A 17,372-nucleotide genomic window follows, 5' to 3' on the forward strand; every position below is an offset into this window, starting at 1 on the left:
GTGGCAGGGCCCGCCAGACCAGGTCACCGATCGGACCACAGCGGCCGCCGTACGACGGTCGCTGTGGCATGCCCCGTTCAGCCGGCGGCGGTGATGACGTCGGCGGCGAGGAGGGAGCGGAGTTCGTCCATGGAGGGGCGGCGGCCGAGGGCTCGGAGGCGTTGGGACTGGGCTTTGCGCATGCCTTCGACCAGGCGGCGGGCCTCGCGGGCGTTGCCGAAGTTCGGGCCGTCGGCGATCCGGTCGAAGTAGGACGTCAGCGGTGCGCCGGCTGCCGGGTCGAGCAGATAGTCGCCTCCGGCAACCATCCGGTCGGTGATCAGCAGCAGCTCCTCGGCGCTGTAGTTCTCGAACTCGATCGTCTTCGAGAACCGGGACGCCAGGCCGGGGTTGGCGGCCAGGAAGTCGTTCATCTCGGCGGTGTACCCGGCGACGATGATCGCGATCTCGTCGCGGTGGTCCTCCATCAGCTTCACCAGCGCGTCGATCGCCTCCTGCCCGAAGTCGCCGTTCCCGGCCGCGCGGGACAGCGTGTACGCCTCGTCGATGAACAGCACGCCGCCGAGTGCCTTCTCGAAGACCAGCGCGGTCTTCTCCGCGGTGTGCCCGATGTACTGGCCGACGAGATCCCGTCGCGACACCTCGATGAACCCGCCGTCCGGCAGTACGCCGAGAGCCTTCAGCAGCTTCCCGTACAGCCGGGCCACGGTCGTCTTCCCGGTCCCCGGCGCACCCGCGAAAATTAGGTGGTGACTGACCGCGCCGATCGACAGCCCGGCGGAGCTTCGCCACTCGTTGACCTGGATCTCGTCGACCAGCGCCCGTACCTCGGCCTTCACGCCGGGCAGCCCGACCATCGTGTCCAGATCGCCGAGCAGATCGTCCACCGGGCCGTTCTCGGCCGACGCCGTACTCTGCTCGATCACCTCGACCGTGCTGCCCGCCGCGATCGAGAGCGCGGGGTCCGCGGTGTTCGTCGCCCGCAGCCCTTCGACCGCTCCGCCGCAGCCGGGCGCGAACGTGATCGCCGACCCGCGGGTGTCGTGAACAACAGGACGCCGGACCGTCGGTGTACTGCCGTGCGCGACGCCGATGCCTTCGGTGCCGGTCTGGCCGATCTCGACGTCGACGAGTTCCGGACGGCTGTACTGGTAGATGTACACGCCGCGCCCGCCGCAGCCGGTGATCGTGCAGCCGCGGATCAGCGGATCGGCGCCCAGGGCGACGACGATGCCGTCGCCGAAGATCTCCCGGACGGTCGTGTCGAGGATCTGCCCGCCGGCGCCCTCGACCACGATCCCGGTCTCCGCGCCGCGCACCGTGCAGTGCTCGATGGTGAACGACGTACTCGCGTGCACGCTGACCGCCGGCCGCGTCTGCCCGGCCACGGTGCACCGCGAGAGCGTCAGCGCCGTACGGTCGACCGAGACCGCGATCCCGTCCGTCGCGCGGATCTCCAGCCCGCGCAGGGTCAGCGTGCCGTCGACGGCGCGGATCGTCGGCCAGTCGGCGCCTGATCCGTCCAGTACGACGTCCGCGCCGTCCTCGGCCTGCAGCGTCACCGAACGCCCGGTGAGCTCGAGCGTCTCGGCGTACGTCCCGGCGGCGATCGCGACCGTGGCCCCGTCCGGCGCCTCGAGAAGAGCGGAGCCGACGGTCTGGTAGGCGCCGGGACGATCGGCGGCGACGGACAGGATCCTCATGACGCGCGCTCGAGGAGCCAGCCGCGGTCGGCGGCCTTGACGCCGGCCTGGAAACGGCTGCGGGCGCCGAGGCGGTTCATGATCTGCGCGACCATCCGGCGTACCGTCCGGACCGAGATGTCCAGGTGCGCCGCGGCCACCTCGTCGGTCGCGCCGAGCGCCAGCAGCCGCAGCATCTCCTGCTCGCGGAGCGACAGGTCGGCCTCGTCCGGCAGGTCGCTGTCGGCGAGCGGTACGGCGTCCGGCCAGATCCGCTCGAACAACTCCAGAGCCGTCACGACGACGCTGGTCAGCCGCAGTACGGCGATGCTGCCGTTGGTGGTGTCGGCGGGGAGTACGGCGACCGAACCGTCGATCACGATCGCGTTCATCGGCACATGCGGGATCGTCCGTACGGCGACACCGGCCAGCGACAGCGCACCGAGGTGCCGGCCGACGGTCGGCGTGGTGCGCGCGTGGTCCGGGAAGATCGCCCGGTAGCGCACGCCGTGCTTGACCTCGCGCGGCCCGAACGTCGGACCGGCGAGGGTGCTCATGGTGATCACCTCGTCCTCCGCGGATGCGAGCAGTTCGGCGAGCCCGCTGTGGGCCGGGATGTGCTGAAGACCAGAGGGGCGGTTGAGCATGGTTACGGTCATGAGAGAGGGACCCCCAGAGGTAGCGTGGCGGCGACGCCGGCGGCGTGCCGCCCGTCGAGGCGTTCGGGCTCGACCCCGAAGGAGCGGGCCAGCGTGGTCAGGACGGAGAACGCCGTGTCGAGCGTGGCCGGATGGGATGCGGCCAGGCGGAGTACGACGTCGTGGCGGGCGGAAGTCGAATGGGCGGAGCTGGAGGTGGCGGTGACCGCGATCGTCTGCGCGGCGCCGGTCCCGGTGCCGAGCAGTGCGCCGATCAACGCGTGAGTCGTTGCTGCAGGCAAGGATGCGGATCCGGCCAGCCGCACGGACAGCTGCCGGACCGGCCCGCAGGACCACGAGGTCCAGCGCTCGTGGAGCTGTCCGCGGCCGGCGTTCGCGTGGGCCAGCGCGCCGAGGGACGCGAGTACGTCGGACTCGTCGAGCGGCATGTACTCGACTTGCTCGCGATCCAGCCGCCGAACGAGTCGCCGGACCGTGTTGGCCAGCACCTGCCGCAACTGCTCATCGGTGGCGATGTCCGGGGTCCGCTCGGCCGCGACCGCGATCCACGCCCGCGGCGGTTGGTTCTGCTTGACCCCGGTGTGCAGGATCAGCTGTACGCCGACACCGACCGGCTGCTCGTCCGACGCCTCCGCGAGCTGCCCCAGCTGCGGCAGCAGTCGGTGCTGCGTGTCCGAACCGAGCCTGAGCGCGACACTCGCCCCGGCAGGCCGGCTGAGCACGCCGTACGGCTGCTCGCGGACTACCACCTGGTCGGTCGAGGTCCGGCCGTGGAACGTGCTGACCAGCCGGACCGCGATGTCCTCGCCGAGGTCGTGCTTGCGCCGCCGTACCAGGAAGACGAGCAGGACGCCCGCCCAGCGGTACAGCCACAGGCCGCGGATGCGGACCGCCGTGAGCAGGACCAGCGATACCGCGGCGACCGAGGTCAGGATCAGTACGGTCCGGGACGCGGTGGTCGCCGCGCCGACCGCCACCACGGCCAGTTGCCAGCAGATGATCTGCCCGACGTGGACGGCCCGGTCCGGTAGCTCGACCCTGTCGGCGACCGGTGCCGGAGCGGGCGGCTCGGCGGTCAGGTGCAGCTTCTGTTCGGCCGGCTTGACCGAACCCACCGACGCGATCAGGGTGCGCGTCGGCGGCTGCTGCACCCGAGGCTGGGCCAGCGGCATCCCGACCGCGGTCGCCTGCGGGAGCGTCGTGGTGGTCGCGGCGTACTGCGACTCGCCCTCGTGCTGCGGCGCTGCGCCGTAAGCGGCGGACTTCATGCGACCAGCTCCGCTTTGGGGCCGGCGATGACCAGCAACTGGCCGGCGTGATCGCGGACGATCGGGTGCAGCTCGAACCGTCCCGGTGCCGGCTCGGTGACCAGGTTGAGGTCCATCAGCTGGTCGACCATCAGTTCGGCGTCGGACGGGCTGGTGCCGGTGAGCCGGGCCGCCTGGCGCAGGTCGAAGCGCGCCGTCATCCCGATCTGCCGGTACAGCCGCTGGACGGGGCCAGGGAGCGCCTCGTACGCGGCGTCGAAGCGGGCCAGGACCTCGCCCAGCGCCTGGCAGCGCGCCGTCTGGTCCTCGAGCCGGGCGGCCATCCGCGCGACGGTCCACGGCTGCCGGTTGCGCAGGCGCTCGACCAGGTTCCGGATCGCGCCCGGGTGACCGCCGCAGCAGCTCAAGATCTGCTCGAGGTCGGTGAGTTTCGCGGCCTCGTCCGGTGCCAGGACGTCGAGCGTCATGGCCGCCGTACGGTCGAGATCGGAGAGCCTGCGGCGACTGATCACGAGCACCAGCGCGGCCGGGTCGTTCGGCAACAGGTGCCGGACCTGGTCGGCGTGCTCGACGTTGTCCAGGATCAGCAGGCCAGTTGCTGACGGCAACGATGTCGGGCGGTTCAGGTCGACGTACTGCTGGGTCTCGAAACCGGAGGCGGCGGCGACCTCGAGTGCGAACGCGGTCTTGCCGATGCCCGGCATTCCGTCGATCGTGACCACGCCGGTGGCGCCGCGCAGCGCGCGCAACTCGGGACCGCGGCCGACGAAGATACGGACCCGCGGCGGCAGGTTCGAGCTGACGGGCGGCACCGGCGTCGGCAGGACCGCGGGGGACTCCTCGCTGAGGATCTGCTGGTGCAGTGCGGTCAGCTCGGCGCACGGCTCGATCCCCAGGTCGCGGACCAGCGCGGTCCGGGCCCGCTGGTACGCCGCCAGCGCGTCGTGCCGTCGCCCGACCTGGCGGTACGCCGCCATCAACCGGGCCCACGCCAGCTCCCGGAGCGGCTCCTCCTCGGTCAGCGCCCGCAGTACGGCGATCGCCTCGGCGGGCCGCTCCAGCAGCAGCTGCGCGTCCGCCAGATCCTCGCGGAGCGCCCGGTGCAGCTCGGTCAGCCGATCCACCGCCGACGTCGCATCGGCCGTCAAGCCGTCGTACGGCGCACCGCGCCAGAGAACTAGTGCGCGCTGGACGACGTTGACCGCCTCGGCTGCATCGCGATGGCTGAGCAGGTCGCGGGCCTCGTCGCACAGGGCGGCTGCGACGTCGGCGTCGAGCTCGCCGGGCAGCACGTGCACCCGGTACGCACCCGGGCGGCTCTCGATCCGCTCCTCGGGCAGCGAGCGGCGGAGCTGCCAGACGTACGTCTTCAGGTTGTTCTGCGCCGAGGCCGGCACGTCCCGGCCGGCCCAGACCGCGTCCACGAGCTGCTCGGTGCTGACCCAGGCGTTGCGGTGCAGCAGGAGCAGGGTCAGCACGGTCGCCGGCTTGCCGCCGCAGAGGTCCAGCGGGTGTCCGTCGGGCCCGTCGACCTCGAGCGGGCCCAGCACCCGGAAGCTCAACCGGTCTGGTGTGTGCGCTGCGTGACCGTTCATGACACATACGATCCGGGGGAACGATGACATTTCGATGACACACGAGGTTGACCGTGCGCGTACTGGTGGTAGAGGACGACAAAGAGCTGCAGGTGGCCGTCCCGGCGGCGCTCCGCTCCGCCAATCTCGCGGTCGACCTGGCCGTCGACCTGGACGACGCGGACGAGAAGCTGTTCGTGAACTCGTACGACTGCGCCGTGTTCGACCGGATGTTCGAGATGAACGGCCGGAAGGTCGACTCGCTCGCCTACGTCAGCCGCCGCCGGAAGGAGGGCTGGACCCTCCCGGTACTGTTCCTGACCGGACGGGACACGCTGGCCGACCGGGTGGACGGATTCGAGCACGGCGGCGACGACTACCTGGTCAAGCCGTTCGCGGTCGAGGAGCTCATCGTCCGGGTGCTCAGCCTGGTCCGGAGAGGCCCGACCATCCGTCCGCCGATCATCAGGTACGCCGACGTGGAGCTCGACACCGCCCGGCGTACCGTGCACCGGGCCGGCGTGCTGGTGACCCTGCGAGGGAAGGAGTTCTGCGTGCTGGAATACCTGATGTCGCGGCCCGAGCAGCTGGTCACCCGGACCGAGCTGATCGACCACTGCTGGGACGGCGACGGCCCGATGTCGAACGTCGTCGACGTCACGATCACCCGGCTGCGGAACCGGCTGCGCGGCGGTCCGGATCTGGTCCAGGCCGTCCGCGGCCAGGGGTACCGGCTGCACAGCCCGGGCGGTGCCGGATGAGTCAGCGCGGGATGCGCGGTCCGTCGGCCGACCGGCTGCGCCGGTTGCGCTGGTGGTTGACGGTGCTGTTCACCGCCACGAACACCGTCGCTCTGATCGTGCTGGCGCCGGTCATCATCGTCCTGGACGCGCAACGCGGCGCCGATCAGCTCGACCACGACCTGAGCGTGGTGACGCAGCCCGTGCTGCGGTTGATCGACGAGAACCACGGTGCGTTGGTGACCGCCCGAGTCCCGGCGGACCCGCTGTCGTCCGAGTGTCCGCAGTTCGCCGTCATGCCGGGGCAGACGAGAGGTTTCGATCCGTACTTCAGCACGAAGGAGTGCGTGAAGGTCGACCAGCAGGTGCTCGCCGACCTCGCCGCCCAGGCGGTGGACAACGGCGGTCCGCTGACCGCCGACAAGAAGGCGGTGAACGGGCACGAGGTGCAGATCGCGGTGGAGCCGTTCAAGGACTCCAACGGTCGCTACTTCGGCGCCGTACTCGCCTGGAAAGACACGCATGACCAGAGCGATCAGCACCAGCAGCTTACGATCGCCGTGCTGGTCGTCTGCGCGATCCTGATCGGAGCGGCCGCGCTCGTCGGCTACTGGCTGTCCGGTCGCGCGATCCGTCCCGCGATGGCCGCTCTCGAGCAACAGGAGACGCTGCTCGCCGAGACCGCCCACGACTTGCGTACGCCGGTTGCCGCATTGCGCGCCCTCGCCGAGACAGCGGCGCGGGATCCCGAACAGCGTGCGGAGCTGCTGCCGCGGACCGTCCGGCTGGCCGGGCGGATGGGCGACATCATCGACGGACTGCTCGTCCGCGCCCGGCTCGCGGCGGGTGTTGAGCACCTCGCGATGCAGCCGGTCTGGCTCGATCAGCTGGTCGCCGGTGTGGTCGAGGACATGCCGACCGACGGCGCCCGGTTCTCGCTGGTGACCGCGCCGACCATGGTGCGGGCCGACCCGACGCTGCTGCAGCGGGCGATCGGCAACGTACTGGGCAACGCGATGCGGCACGGCCGGGCTCCGGGTGCGGACCAGGCGATCATCACGGTGACGGTCGCCGACGGCCGGGTCACGGTCGCCGACCAGGGCCCGGGGATCGATCCCACCGTCGGCGCGGACCTGTTCGAGCCGTACACGACCGGCGGCGCCTCGACCGGGCTCGGCCTGTCGATCGTGCGCTGGGTCGTACTCGCGCACGGCGGCGACCTGAAGGTCTACAACGCGGACGAAGGCGGCGCGATCTTCGAGCTCCAGCTCCCTACCGTCCAGTAGTAGACCGGTTCTGTACGGCGGATGGACCACGGCTGAGTAGGGTCACTCAGTGCAGTCCGGCGTACACCTGGGGAGACATCTATGAGCGCGACCATTCCGCCTGGCGAGGCGTACCGGCTGGTGGCGGACAACCTGGCGAAGGTGATCCACGGGAAGCCCGAGGTGATTCGGCTGGCGCTGACCGCGCTGTTCGCCGAGGGGCACCTGCTGATCGAGGACGTGCCGGGGCTCGGCAAGACCACGCTGGCCCGGTGCATCGCCCGCAGCATCGACGCGAGCTGGAACCGGATCCAGTTCACGCCGGACCTGCTGCCCGGCGACATCACCGGCGTGATGGTGTACCACCAGGGCACCGAGTCGTTCGAGTTCCACCCGGGCGGCATCTTCGCCAACGTGGTGGTCGCCGACGAGATCAACCGCGGTACGCCGAAGACGCAATCCGCGCTGCTCGAGGTGATGGCCGAGCGTCGCGTCACGGTCGACTCGAACACCCGCGCCGTACCGGACCCGTTCCTGGTCATCGGCACCCAGAACCCGATCGAGATGGAGGGCACCTACCGGCTGCCGGAGGCCCAGCTCGACCGGTTCCTGATGCGGATCGAGATCGGTTACCCCGACCACGACGCCGAGGTCCGGATCGTGCTCGGCGACACCGGCCGGGTCGGACCCGACTCGCTCAGCCCGGTCATCGACGTACCCGCACTGCGGAACGCGATCGCCGCCGTCCGGTCGGTGCACGTGGACCCCGCGATCAGTTCGTACGCCGTGAAACTGGCCGCCGCGACCCGCGAGCACACCGCGGTCCGGTACGGCGCCAGCCCGCGCGGCAGTATCGCCTTGGTCCGTGCGGCCCGGGCGTTCGCTGCCACCGACGGCCGGGCGTTCACGACACCTGACGACGTCAAGCAGGTCGCGCATCCGGTGCTCGCGCACCGGTTGGTGCTGACGCCGGACGCGGAGCTGAGCCAACGGCCGCCATCGTCCGTGGTGGACGAGGTGCTGTCCGCCGTACCGGCGCCGACGGCCGGCGCGACAGCGAGCTGACATGCGGCCGGTCAAGGAGTTCCTGCGGCAGGAGGCGTGGCGCTCCCGGGCGGCGCTGGCCTCTGTCGTGACGGTCTGCGTGGTGGCCACGACGCTCGCCGTGACCGGCGCGGGCGCGGACACCAACGGGATGAAGTTCCTGCAGACCGGCCATCTGATCTACAACAGCACGCTCCGCACGGTCTTCCACATCGACGGCGGCACGAAGGCCGTCGACGGGCAGTTGCCGGTGCCGGAGCTCGGCTCGGGCGTCCAGACCGTGCAGACCGACAAGCACGGGTACATGCTGGCGCGCGGCAGCATCACCGAGTTCGGCAAGTCCGACCTGAAGGTGGAGGACCCGGTCAAGGCGCCGTCCGAGGAGCGTCCGACCGCGCTCGAGGCGGCGGGAGCGGCGTACGCCGTGTACCGCAACGCCGGTGCGATCGCTCGGCTCAGCGAGGATCCGGTGACGTTGCCGGGCAGCGGTTCGCTGGGTCCGCCGGTGACCACCGCGGACGGGACGTTGTGGGTGCACCGGCTGACCAGCCGTGAGCTCTGCCGGCTGCCGATCAAGGCGGACCGGTTGACCTGCACGGCCGAGGTGCCGAGTGGTCACACTGGTGCGCTCACCGTGGTGTCGGACCGGGTCGTGTTCGTCGACACGACCGCACGCGAGTTGCGGGCGGTGGACTCCGACGGGTTCGGCCGGAAGGTGCCGGTCCCCGAGGTCGCGATGACGCCGGCGTCGATGGTCGCGCCGTACGACGTGGACGGCCGGATCGCGATCGTGGATCCGACGAGCAACGAGCTCCAGTTGGTCGACGCCGCGCCGGTGGTCGGCGACCAGCAGGCGGCGGCCCCGGTGGTACAGAAGCTGCCGGCGGGCAAGTACTCGCAGATCGCGTCCTCCGGGCACGGCCTGGCACTCATTTACTCCACCAACGACACCTTGGTGACATTGGGTGCTGACGGCAAGGAAAAGTCAGTCCGGCGGATCCCGCCGGCGAACAAGGCCAAGCCGGACCAGAAGCACGAGCCGACGCTGTTCCGCGGTGCGGACAAGCGGCTGTACGTCGACAGCGTGGCCGGCGAGCACTCAATGGTCGTCGACGACGACGGCGAGGTCACCGAGGTCGAGGCGGTCGGACCGGCACGGAAGCCGGAGAAGTCGCGGCCGAAGGAAACCATCACGCCGTCCACGCCGCCGCGGACCGAGGAGACGCAGAAGCCGCCGCTACCTAAGAACACCGAGGGGTCGGACGGGGACAAGCGCACGCCGCGGCGGACCGAACCGCCACGCACCGAGAAGCCGCAGCGCAAGACCACGCCGCCGCCGTCGAAGCCGACGCCGACCAAACCGACGACCACCAAGCCGACGCCGCCGCCGGTCAAGCCCACGAAACCGAAGCCGAAGCCGCCGCCTGTGAAGGCGAGCCCGGCCGCGGCTCCGCCCGGGCTGAAGGCGACGCCGGGCGACAACGCGGTGACGCTGACCTGGCGGCGACCGAACCTGAACGGCGGCACCTTCGTCAGCTACAGCGTCAGCCAGGACAGCGATCCCGAGACGACGACGTCACCCAGTTACACCTGGGACGGGCTGAAGAACGGTACGGCGTACACCTTCGAGGTCCGTGCGGTGACGCGCGGATCGGACGGCGAGATGCTGATCGGGGTCGCCGCGACGGTCACCGCGACGCCGGGTTCGGGAACGTTCTCGATCACCTACGGGCCGCAGGTCACCAAGTTCACCGACTCGAACTGCCCGGAAGGTACCGAGCAGGACTGTCACTACATGGTCTTGCACGCCAGGGGATTCGAGCCGAACACCGACTACACGTTCCGCGCGTACTCGAACGGCACCCAGATCCATGACCCGTACACGCTGAGTACCGATGACAACGGCGACCTGGACCAGGAGAAGTTCCACAACTCCCGGGTCGGAGAGACGGTGTACGTGACGGTGACAGGGCCTGGTGGGCCGTACAAGTCCAACTCGTTCAAGTGGCCGGCCGGATGAGGCTCACGGGACGCGGGGTGGCGGTGCTGCTCGGGTCGATCGCCGCCTACGTGCTGGGCGAAGTGGCCGGGTACTCCGTCTTTCGCGCACTGGCCGGGATCGGGCTCGGGGCGTTGATCGCCGCGACCGTACTGACGGTGCGGCAACCGCAGGTGACCGTGCAGCGGGTGCTGTCGCCGGACCGGGTCGAGCGCGGCCGTCCGGCGCTGGCGACCTTGCGGGTGCGGAACGAGGGCACCCGTTGGCAGGCCGCGTTCGCCGCGCACGACTCGGCGGGTGACGAGCGGCAGGAGGTCAAGATCCGGCGGCTCGGTCCCGGCAGCGAGGCGACGTACCGGTATGAGCTGCCGACCTTGCGGCGCGGCAAGATCGCGGTCGGACCGCTGACGCTCGAACGGCGCGACCCGCTCGGCCTGGCCCGCAACCGGAAGGCGACCGGCGACGTCGCGACGTTGTGGGTGCATCCGAAACGGCATCCGACCAAGACCGTGGTCGCCGGCCGGCCGCGGCACCACCACGTCGGCCGGACCGCGGACGACTCGTTGCGCGGATCGGCCGACCTGCGCGACGTACGCCCGTACGTCGTCGGCGACGAGGTCCGCCACCTGCACTGGAAGGCGACCGCGCGGACCGGGCAGTTGATGGTCCGCGACTACGCCGATCCGGATCAGCCGCGACTCACCGTGCTGCTCGACACCCGGCGCGAACCGTTGTCTGAGGCAACTTTCGAGGAGGCGACCGAGGTCGCGGCGTCGATCCTGTTCGCCGCGTCCACGGCCGGCCACCGCTGCCGGTTGGTGACCACGGCCGGCGCTGACCTCGCAGCTCCTGGCGGCGCCGTCGCGTCCCGGATGTTCCTCGACGAGCTGTGTGTCGTGGAGCAGCGGGACGACAAGTCCGGTCTGGTGCCCCTTGTGCTGACCACCGGAACGTCCGCGGGCGGCGCGATCGTCGTCGTCACCGGTGCGCGCGGCTCGGCCGCGGACTTCGCTTCGCTGCTCAGCCGGTACTCGTCGGTGACCGTCATCGGCCTCGGTGAGGCGCAAGGTGTCGCGCCGATCCTCAGTGCCCAGGTCGTCCTCGGCGGATCCGCGCAGGAAGCTTTGCAGCAATGGACAGGAGTCTTGCAATGAGTCGCCGGCAGACGATCGCGGTGCTCGCCGCCGTACTCGTCGGTGGGTTGTGCTTCGGGCCGGTGTTCGGGCTACGCAACCTGTGGCTGCCGGTGGGATCGGTGTGTCTGATCACCTTCGTCGTCACGGAGATCTGCCGGCACTGGCTCGCGGCGTGGCGGCCGATTCTGATCGTCCTCGGCGGGCTGCTCGCCGTCGTCGAAACGGTGCTGCGGGCAACTACTGTCGCCGGATTGCCCACGGCGGCGTCGATCCGGGCGCTCGGGGACGGGCTGACGGGCTGGCGGTTGACCTTGGAGTCGACCTGGCCGGCGCGGCCGGATCCCGAGCTCGTGGTCTTCGTCCCGCTGCTGACGTTGATCGCCTGCCTGCTCGCGGTCGAGCTGCTCGATCGTGCGCCGCCGCTGGTCGCGTTGATTCCGGGACTCGGGGTCATCGGTGCGAGCCAGTTGTACATCGCGGCGGACGGGTGGGGCGCCGTACTGATCGCGGCCGCGCTCGGGTTGATCGTGGTGGCGCTGCTGATCCCCGACAACCTCGAGTACCGGCGGATCGCGCCCTGGGTCGCGACCGCGGTGGTGACCGTCGCGGCGATCGTGTGCGGGCTCGTCGTGAGCACGATCGATCCGGTCGGGCGTACGCCGTACTCGCTGCAGAAGGTGCAGTCTGCGACGGCGCCCGGCGTACGGCAGACGAGTCCGCTCGACGAGCTGGCGAGCCGGTTGAGTGCGCGGGAGCGCGACGAGGTGGTGTTCAAGTACACGGCCTCGAAGCCGGTCGATCGCTGGCGGCAGGTCGCGCTCGACGACTTCGACGGGGCGAACTGGACGACCGATCACCCGTTCCTGCGGATGGGGTCCGAGGTGGCCTCCGACGTCACGGTGCCGACGTCGCTCGAGTCGGCGAACGTGCAGCTCGAGGACCTCGACGGTCCGTGGTTGCCGAGCCAGTTGCTGCCGGCAACGGTCAGCGGCGTGACCGATCCGCAGGTCGAGCCGATCGGCGGAACGCTGATGTCGTCGGGCCGGCCGGATGACTACAAGCTGACCTGGCGGAAGCCGGACATCGACGCGCAGTACCTGCTGGACGCCGGGATCGACGGGGACGTGATGAACGGCCTGAGCGACCTGCCGCCGGTGCCGCCGGAGATCGCGTCGATCGATCCGTTGCAGGGCAAGCGCGCGACGTTCGAGACGGCGATCGCGCTGGAGAAGTACATGCGACAGCACTACACGCTGGCGGTCGGGGACAACCTGCCGACCGGGTACGGGTGGCCGCAACTGAAGAGTTTCCTCCTCGACGAGAAGCCGGGCGGGGCGCAGGCCGAGACCAAGCAGCCGGGCACGAGCGCGCAGTTCGCCGCGGCGTACGTCGTACTTGCGCGGCTGAACGGGATCCCGGCGCGGTTGGTGGTCGGGTTCCGCGCACCAGCGAAGCCGGAGGCGGACGGGTACTACACCGTGCGGAACTCGGACGCGTTCGCATGGCCCGAGGTCGCGGTCGACGGCCTCGGTTGGTGGCCGCTGGATCCGGCCGAGGACGCGGCCACCGGGAAGAGTACGGTCGCCGGCTCGATCGACGACATCACCAGCCAGGCGCGGGCCGCCGTACCGTCGGTGGAGAAGATCAAGGACCCGGAGGTCCCGCCGCAGACCGACCGGGGCGACGACACGGGCACGCCGATCCTGCCGCCGATTTCGCTGACCGCCGTGTTCGCGGTGTCGGCAGGGTTGCTGCTGCTTTGGCTGGTCGGCGTACCGCTGTTGAAGCTCGTCCGGTCGGCGCGACGCCGGCGTCGGGGCGGAAGCGCGGCGGTGGTCGGGGCCTGGGCCGAGGCGCGGGATCGGTTGCGTGCGCACGGCGTACCGGTGACTGCCGGTATGACGGTGCGGGACCTCGCCGATGCCGCGAAGGAGTTGCCGGAGACCGCGGGCGGGCTGACGCGGGTCGCGCGGGCGGTCGATCACGCGCTGTGGTCCGGGGGAGCGACGACGCCCGACGTACAGCGCGACGCGTGGACAGGGGTCCGCGAGCTGCAGAAGGCGTTGCGCGGACGGCCGTGGGTCGACCGGTTCCAGGCGTCACTCGAACTGCGAACGCTGTTCACTCGTTAGCTTTGCTGTGACTTGCCGGGGCCGGGAGCGAGGTAGTTTCCGGGTCGCATAGAGTGACATCTGTCTCTACGAGGAAGGATCCGCGCGGTGGCCGATGCAGGTGAGAACTCGCCGTTCCCGGGCTTCGACACGACCAAGCCGAGTATCGCGCGGACGTACGACTACCTGCTCGGGGGCAAGGACAACTTCGCGGTCGACCGCGCGTTCGGGGACCGGTTCATCAACGAACTGCCCGGATCCCGCGTGATCGCATACGACAACCGCGGCGCCTTGATCCGTGCGGTCCGCGAGATCGTCACGACGACGCCGGTCCGGCAGTTCATCGACCTCGGCAGCGGCCTGCCGACCGCGGACAACGTGCACCAGGTCGCCCAGCGGTACGTGCCGGACGCGAAGGTCGTGTACGTCGACAACGACCCGATCGTGCTCGCGCACGGCCGCGCGCTGCTCGCCGAGAACGACAACACCGCGGTCATCCAGGCCGACCTGCGGGAGCCGAAGGCGATCATCGACCACCCGGAGACCGTGCGGCTGATCGACTTCTACCAGCCGGTCGGCGTGATCTTCAGCGCCACCCTGCACCACGTGAACGACGACGAGGACCCGGCCGGCATCGTCGCCTTCTGGAAGGACCGGATCGCCTCCGGCAGCCACGTCTTCATCAGCCACTTCCGCAGCGAGAACGACCCCCGCAGCCAGGAACTCGAGCAGGTCCTCCAAGGCTCCCTGGGCCGCGGCCGCTGGCGCACCGACGACCAGATCCTCGCCCTCTTCGGCGAAGGCTTCACCGTCCTGGACCCCGGCATCGTCCCCGCCACCAACTGGCGCAACCCAGAACCCCCCGACGACCTCACCGACTACCAACACCTCATCGCCGCAGTCCTCGCAGTCAAGAACTAACTGTTCTACCCGGCCTTGGCTTGGGTGGGTTGGTCAGGAATTGATAAGCGGGTGGCTGGGGGCGCGGCTAGCGTGGGCGGCAGGTAGAGGGCCGGAAACGTGATGTCGGGAGGGTGACCATGACCGAGGTGTTGTCGGGAGTGCAGGATCGGACGTTTGAGGGTGCTACCGCGGCGACGGCGAGGACCTATCCGCCGGAGCGGCGGTTGACGGCCGAGCAGTTGACGAGTTATCTCGGTCGGCGTGAGTACGCGGTGGTCGGGACCACTCGGCCGGACGGGCGGCCGCATGCGTCGATGTCGATGTACATCCGCAGTGGCAGCGCGTTCTGGCTGCCGGCAGTCGCCGGATCGGTCCGCGCCCGCAACCTGAAGACCAACCCCTGGCTCACCCTGGTCGTCGCCGAGAACGACGACGAAAGCCACATCGCCGTCATCGCCGAAGGCCCCGCCGAACTGGTCACCCTCGACGACCTCCCCGCCGACCTCCGCACCTCCGTCGACGAAAACTGGCCCCACGTCTGGAAGTGGGTCGGCCTCTGGATCGTGCTGAACACCGAACGAGTCCTCTCCTACGCCGCCGAAGACGCCGAGCCGTAAAGACCCGATCGCGGTTCGGTCAGGTGTCGGATTTCCAGAAGAACTTGTTGGAGGTGTAGGTGCCTTCGGGGCCTTGGACGGTGACCCAGGTGAGTTGGCCCACGGCGCTGCAGGGGAACTGGTCGGGGACGAGGAGTTGGCCCGCGGAGTCCGTCTTGATGCTGTAGCCGGGGTTGAAGTTGCCCCACTCGGACGTGAACGGCTTGATGGTGTACGTCGTGCTCGGCGTCAGGTTCTCGATCCGGACCTGGACGTACGCGCACTCCGGGTGCTGACAGTCGTCGCCGTACGTCGTACCGTCGCCCCGCGAGGCCACCACCCGCTTGGTGGGCTGGTCCTTGCCGATCGAGGTCGCGGACAGGCTGGTGTACTTGCCCACCACCTCCTGCCCGTCCGACGCCTTGGTGATCGCGCGGACGTAGAACGTGGAGTGCTTCCCGTCGGTCAGACCGTTGATCGTCGCGGTGGTGGTGGTCGACTTCACCCGGACCGGCGCGGTCCGCGACCCGATCGACACCTCGTACCGCAGGAACGTCCCGTCGCCCATCGTCGGTTGCATCCACTCGAGCGTCAGCGACCCGCTCGTACCGTCGCCCCTCACCAGGAGTTCGCGCGGTGACTCGGCCGGAGCCCATTTCAGCTCGACCCGGTTCGACTTCACGGCGGGGCCGTTGCCGGCGCTGTTCACCGCGTAGACCGTGAAGTAGTACGCCGTCTTGGTCTTCAGCGTCGGGATCAGCGCCGACCGCGTCGACCCGCTGACCGTCGTCGATCCGCCGGTCCAGCTCAGCTTGTACGCCGTGATGGTCGCGCCATGTGCCGCCGCCGCGCCCCACGTGACGACCGCGCCGCCGTCGATGATGCGGGCCGCCACGTTCAGTGCGGCACCGGGCCGGCCCGGTTTCACGGGCGGCGGTGTCGGCGGAATGGTCTTGCGGGTCGGCGGTGGCGTCTTCGTCTTGCCGGGATCCGGTTTGTCGGGTTTGTCGGGTGTGTGTTCGTTGCCGGGCCGATTCGTCGGCGTGGTCCGCCGCGGCTTCTCCGGCTTGCGAGTGCTCGGAGGAGTGCCCGGCGGAGTGGTCTTCGGAGGTGTGGTCTTCGGCGGGACCGTGGGCTTGGCCGGCGGCGTGATCGTCGGTTTGCCGGTGTTCTTGGGGTTCGGCGTGGTCGTCGGCTTGCCGCCGCCGTCCTTGCCGTTGCCGATGTCCACGGACTCGGTCTCGCCGTCGCGGTCGACCACGACGACGCGGTCGCCGATCCCGTTCTCGACGTACACCCGAGAGTCATCGCCGCGGTACAGGTTCGCCTCGGGCTTCTCGCGCCCGTCGGCCGGCCGGCTCGGGAGCTTGGTCGCGTCGACCTGGTGGCCGTCGCGGCCGAGCGTGATCAGGTTGGAGTTCTTCCGGTCCAGCAGCGCGAGTCCGTCGCCGGAGGACGCGACCTTGTCGTAGTTCCCCTTCGGGATCGACGTGCTGATCGGCGCCTCGGGCTTGTCCGGGTGCGCGATGTCGACCAGGTGCAGCCGGTTGTGGTCCCGGTCGACGATCGCCAGCCGGCCGTCGACGTCGTTGCCCGCGACCAGCGCGTCGTCGGGTACGTCGATATCGCCCAGATCGGGGCCGGTGTCCATCCCGCCGGCGTTCAGCGTGTACACCTGCTGCGCGGTCAGGTCGACGAACACGGCGTTCGCGCCGACCGCGGTCAGTGCTCCCTTGTGCCCCTTGGGAGCCTTCGCGGGACAGGACATCCGGTCCGCGGTCATCGGCAGCCGGCACAGGTCGCCGTCTCCGACCTGGTGCACCCACAGTGTCCCGTCCGACGTCACGACCGGATCGCCGAGCGGCCCGGCCGTGAACGCGATCGTCTCCTTGTCGCCGAACCGCACCACCCGCCCGGCCTGCTGGTACACGGCGAACGCCGCACCGGCCGCCTCGAGGCCGACCGGCTGCTCGTTCGTCGCCGGCGGCTGCACCGGGTCCAGGACCGTCAGGTCGGACTTGCCGAACTGGTCGATCCGCGACCGGGACAGTACGTACCCCTGCTTGTCGGTCTGCACGACCTGGGCACCGGGCGTCGCGCCCTTCAGTTCGGCGTCCGCGTCCACCTTGCCGGTCGCGCCGTCCAGGTGGAAGATCCGTCCGACGACGCTGTTGTAGACCCAGTGGCCGGACTGCGTGAACTTCACACCGCTGTTCGGGGAGCCGGCGCCCGTCAGCACGACCACGCTCATCAGTGCGACGCAACCGGCCACCACTGCGGCCAGCGTGGCCTCGGAGCGGCCACGCCTGCGGAGCAGTTCGGTCAACCGCCTGGGGCGGAACGGGATCGGCCTCACGCGCTCAGACTAGGCGATCGAGGTCCAGAACCGGTCCAA

General features: G+C 70.0%; 13 protein-coding genes. 8 read left to right on the top strand and 5 right to left on the bottom strand.

Going from position 1 to position 17,372, the window contains the following annotated elements:
* Positions 1-77: 77 nt before the first annotated feature.
* From ACLJOO_RS22190 to ACLJOO_RS22205, 4 genes are read right to left on the bottom strand one after another with little or no spacing between them, the layout of a single operon-like run.
* The gene (locus tag ACLJOO_RS22190; RefSeq protein ID WP_410789181.1) at positions 78-1,703 is read right to left on the bottom strand and encodes a right-handed parallel beta-helix repeat-containing protein; all 1,626 of its coding nucleotides are present in this window, start codon (positions 1,701-1,703) and stop codon (positions 78-80) included.
* Positions 1,700-2,341: a LuxR C-terminal-related transcriptional regulator gene (locus ACLJOO_RS22195; RefSeq protein ID WP_410789182.1), complete on the bottom strand. Its 642-nt coding sequence runs from the start codon at positions 2,339-2,341 to the stop codon at positions 1,700-1,702. The genes ACLJOO_RS22190 and ACLJOO_RS22195 overlap by 4 nt, the downstream gene beginning before the upstream one ends.
* On the bottom strand, positions 2,338-3,609 hold the full coding sequence (locus ACLJOO_RS22200) for a type VII secretion protein EccE (protein ID WP_410789183.1): 1,272 nt from the start codon (positions 3,607-3,609) through the stop codon (positions 2,338-2,340). Before ACLJOO_RS22200 ends, ACLJOO_RS22195 begins: the two co-directional genes overlap by 4 nt.
* Complete coding sequence (locus ACLJOO_RS22205; RefSeq protein ID WP_410789184.1) at positions 3,606-5,204, bottom strand: BTAD domain-containing putative transcriptional regulator; 1,599 nt, start codon at positions 5,202-5,204, stop codon at positions 3,606-3,608. The genes ACLJOO_RS22200 and ACLJOO_RS22205 overlap by 4 nt, the downstream gene beginning before the upstream one ends.
* 53 nt (positions 5,205-5,257) lie before the next feature.
* Here ACLJOO_RS22205 and ACLJOO_RS22210 point away from each other — a divergent pair, with 53 nt between their 5' ends.
* The 8 genes from ACLJOO_RS22210 (at position 5,258) to ACLJOO_RS22245 (ending at position 14,998) form a co-directional block, all read left to right on the top strand.
* The gene (locus ACLJOO_RS22210) at positions 5,258-5,944 is read left to right on the top strand and encodes a response regulator transcription factor (RefSeq protein WP_410789185.1); all 687 of its coding nucleotides are present in this window, start codon (positions 5,258-5,260) and stop codon (positions 5,942-5,944) included.
* Positions 5,941-7,209, top strand: a complete 1,269-nt coding sequence (locus ACLJOO_RS22215) for a sensor histidine kinase (RefSeq protein WP_410789186.1) — start codon at positions 5,941-5,943, stop codon at positions 7,207-7,209. The genes ACLJOO_RS22210 and ACLJOO_RS22215 overlap by 4 nt, the downstream gene beginning before the upstream one ends.
* 81 nt (positions 7,210-7,290) lie before the next feature.
* The gene (locus ACLJOO_RS22220; protein ID WP_134130419.1) at positions 7,291-8,253 is read left to right on the top strand and encodes an AAA family ATPase; all 963 of its coding nucleotides are present in this window, start codon (positions 7,291-7,293) and stop codon (positions 8,251-8,253) included.
* Position 8,254: 1 nt separating this feature from the next.
* Entirely contained in the window at positions 8,255-10,252 is a 1,998-nt protein-coding gene (locus ACLJOO_RS22225; RefSeq protein ID WP_410789187.1) for a fibronectin type III domain-containing protein, read from the top strand.
* Positions 10,249-11,385, top strand: a complete 1,137-nt coding sequence (locus tag ACLJOO_RS22230; RefSeq protein WP_410789188.1) for a DUF58 domain-containing protein — start codon at positions 10,249-10,251, stop codon at positions 11,383-11,385. The genes ACLJOO_RS22225 and ACLJOO_RS22230 overlap by 4 nt, the downstream gene beginning before the upstream one ends.
* Positions 11,382-13,499, top strand: coding sequence for a DUF3488 and DUF4129 domain-containing transglutaminase family protein (locus ACLJOO_RS22235; protein WP_410789190.1), 2,118 nt, complete (start codon positions 11,382-11,384; stop codon positions 13,497-13,499). Before ACLJOO_RS22230 ends, ACLJOO_RS22235 begins: the two co-directional genes overlap by 4 nt.
* 87 nt (positions 13,500-13,586) lie before the next feature.
* A complete protein-coding gene (locus ACLJOO_RS22240) occupies positions 13,587-14,399 on the top strand; it encodes an SAM-dependent methyltransferase (protein WP_410789191.1) in 813 nt (270 codons plus the stop codon).
* 119 nt (positions 14,400-14,518) lie between these two features.
* Positions 14,519-14,998, top strand: a complete 480-nt coding sequence (locus tag ACLJOO_RS22245) for a pyridoxamine 5'-phosphate oxidase family protein (RefSeq protein ID WP_410789192.1) — start codon at positions 14,519-14,521, stop codon at positions 14,996-14,998.
* Positions 14,999-15,017: 19 nt separating this feature from the next.
* Here the strand turns inward: ACLJOO_RS22245 and ACLJOO_RS22250 are convergent, their stop codons facing one another.
* The gene (locus ACLJOO_RS22250) at positions 15,018-17,333 is read right to left on the bottom strand and encodes a fibronectin type III domain-containing protein (protein ID WP_410789193.1); all 2,316 of its coding nucleotides are present in this window, start codon (positions 17,331-17,333) and stop codon (positions 15,018-15,020) included.
* Positions 17,334-17,372: the final 39 nt, after the last annotated feature.

This window comes from Kribbella sp. C-35, assembly GCF_046549195.1.
Taxonomy (GTDB): Bacteria; Actinomycetota; Actinomycetes; order Propionibacteriales; family Kribbellaceae; genus Kribbella.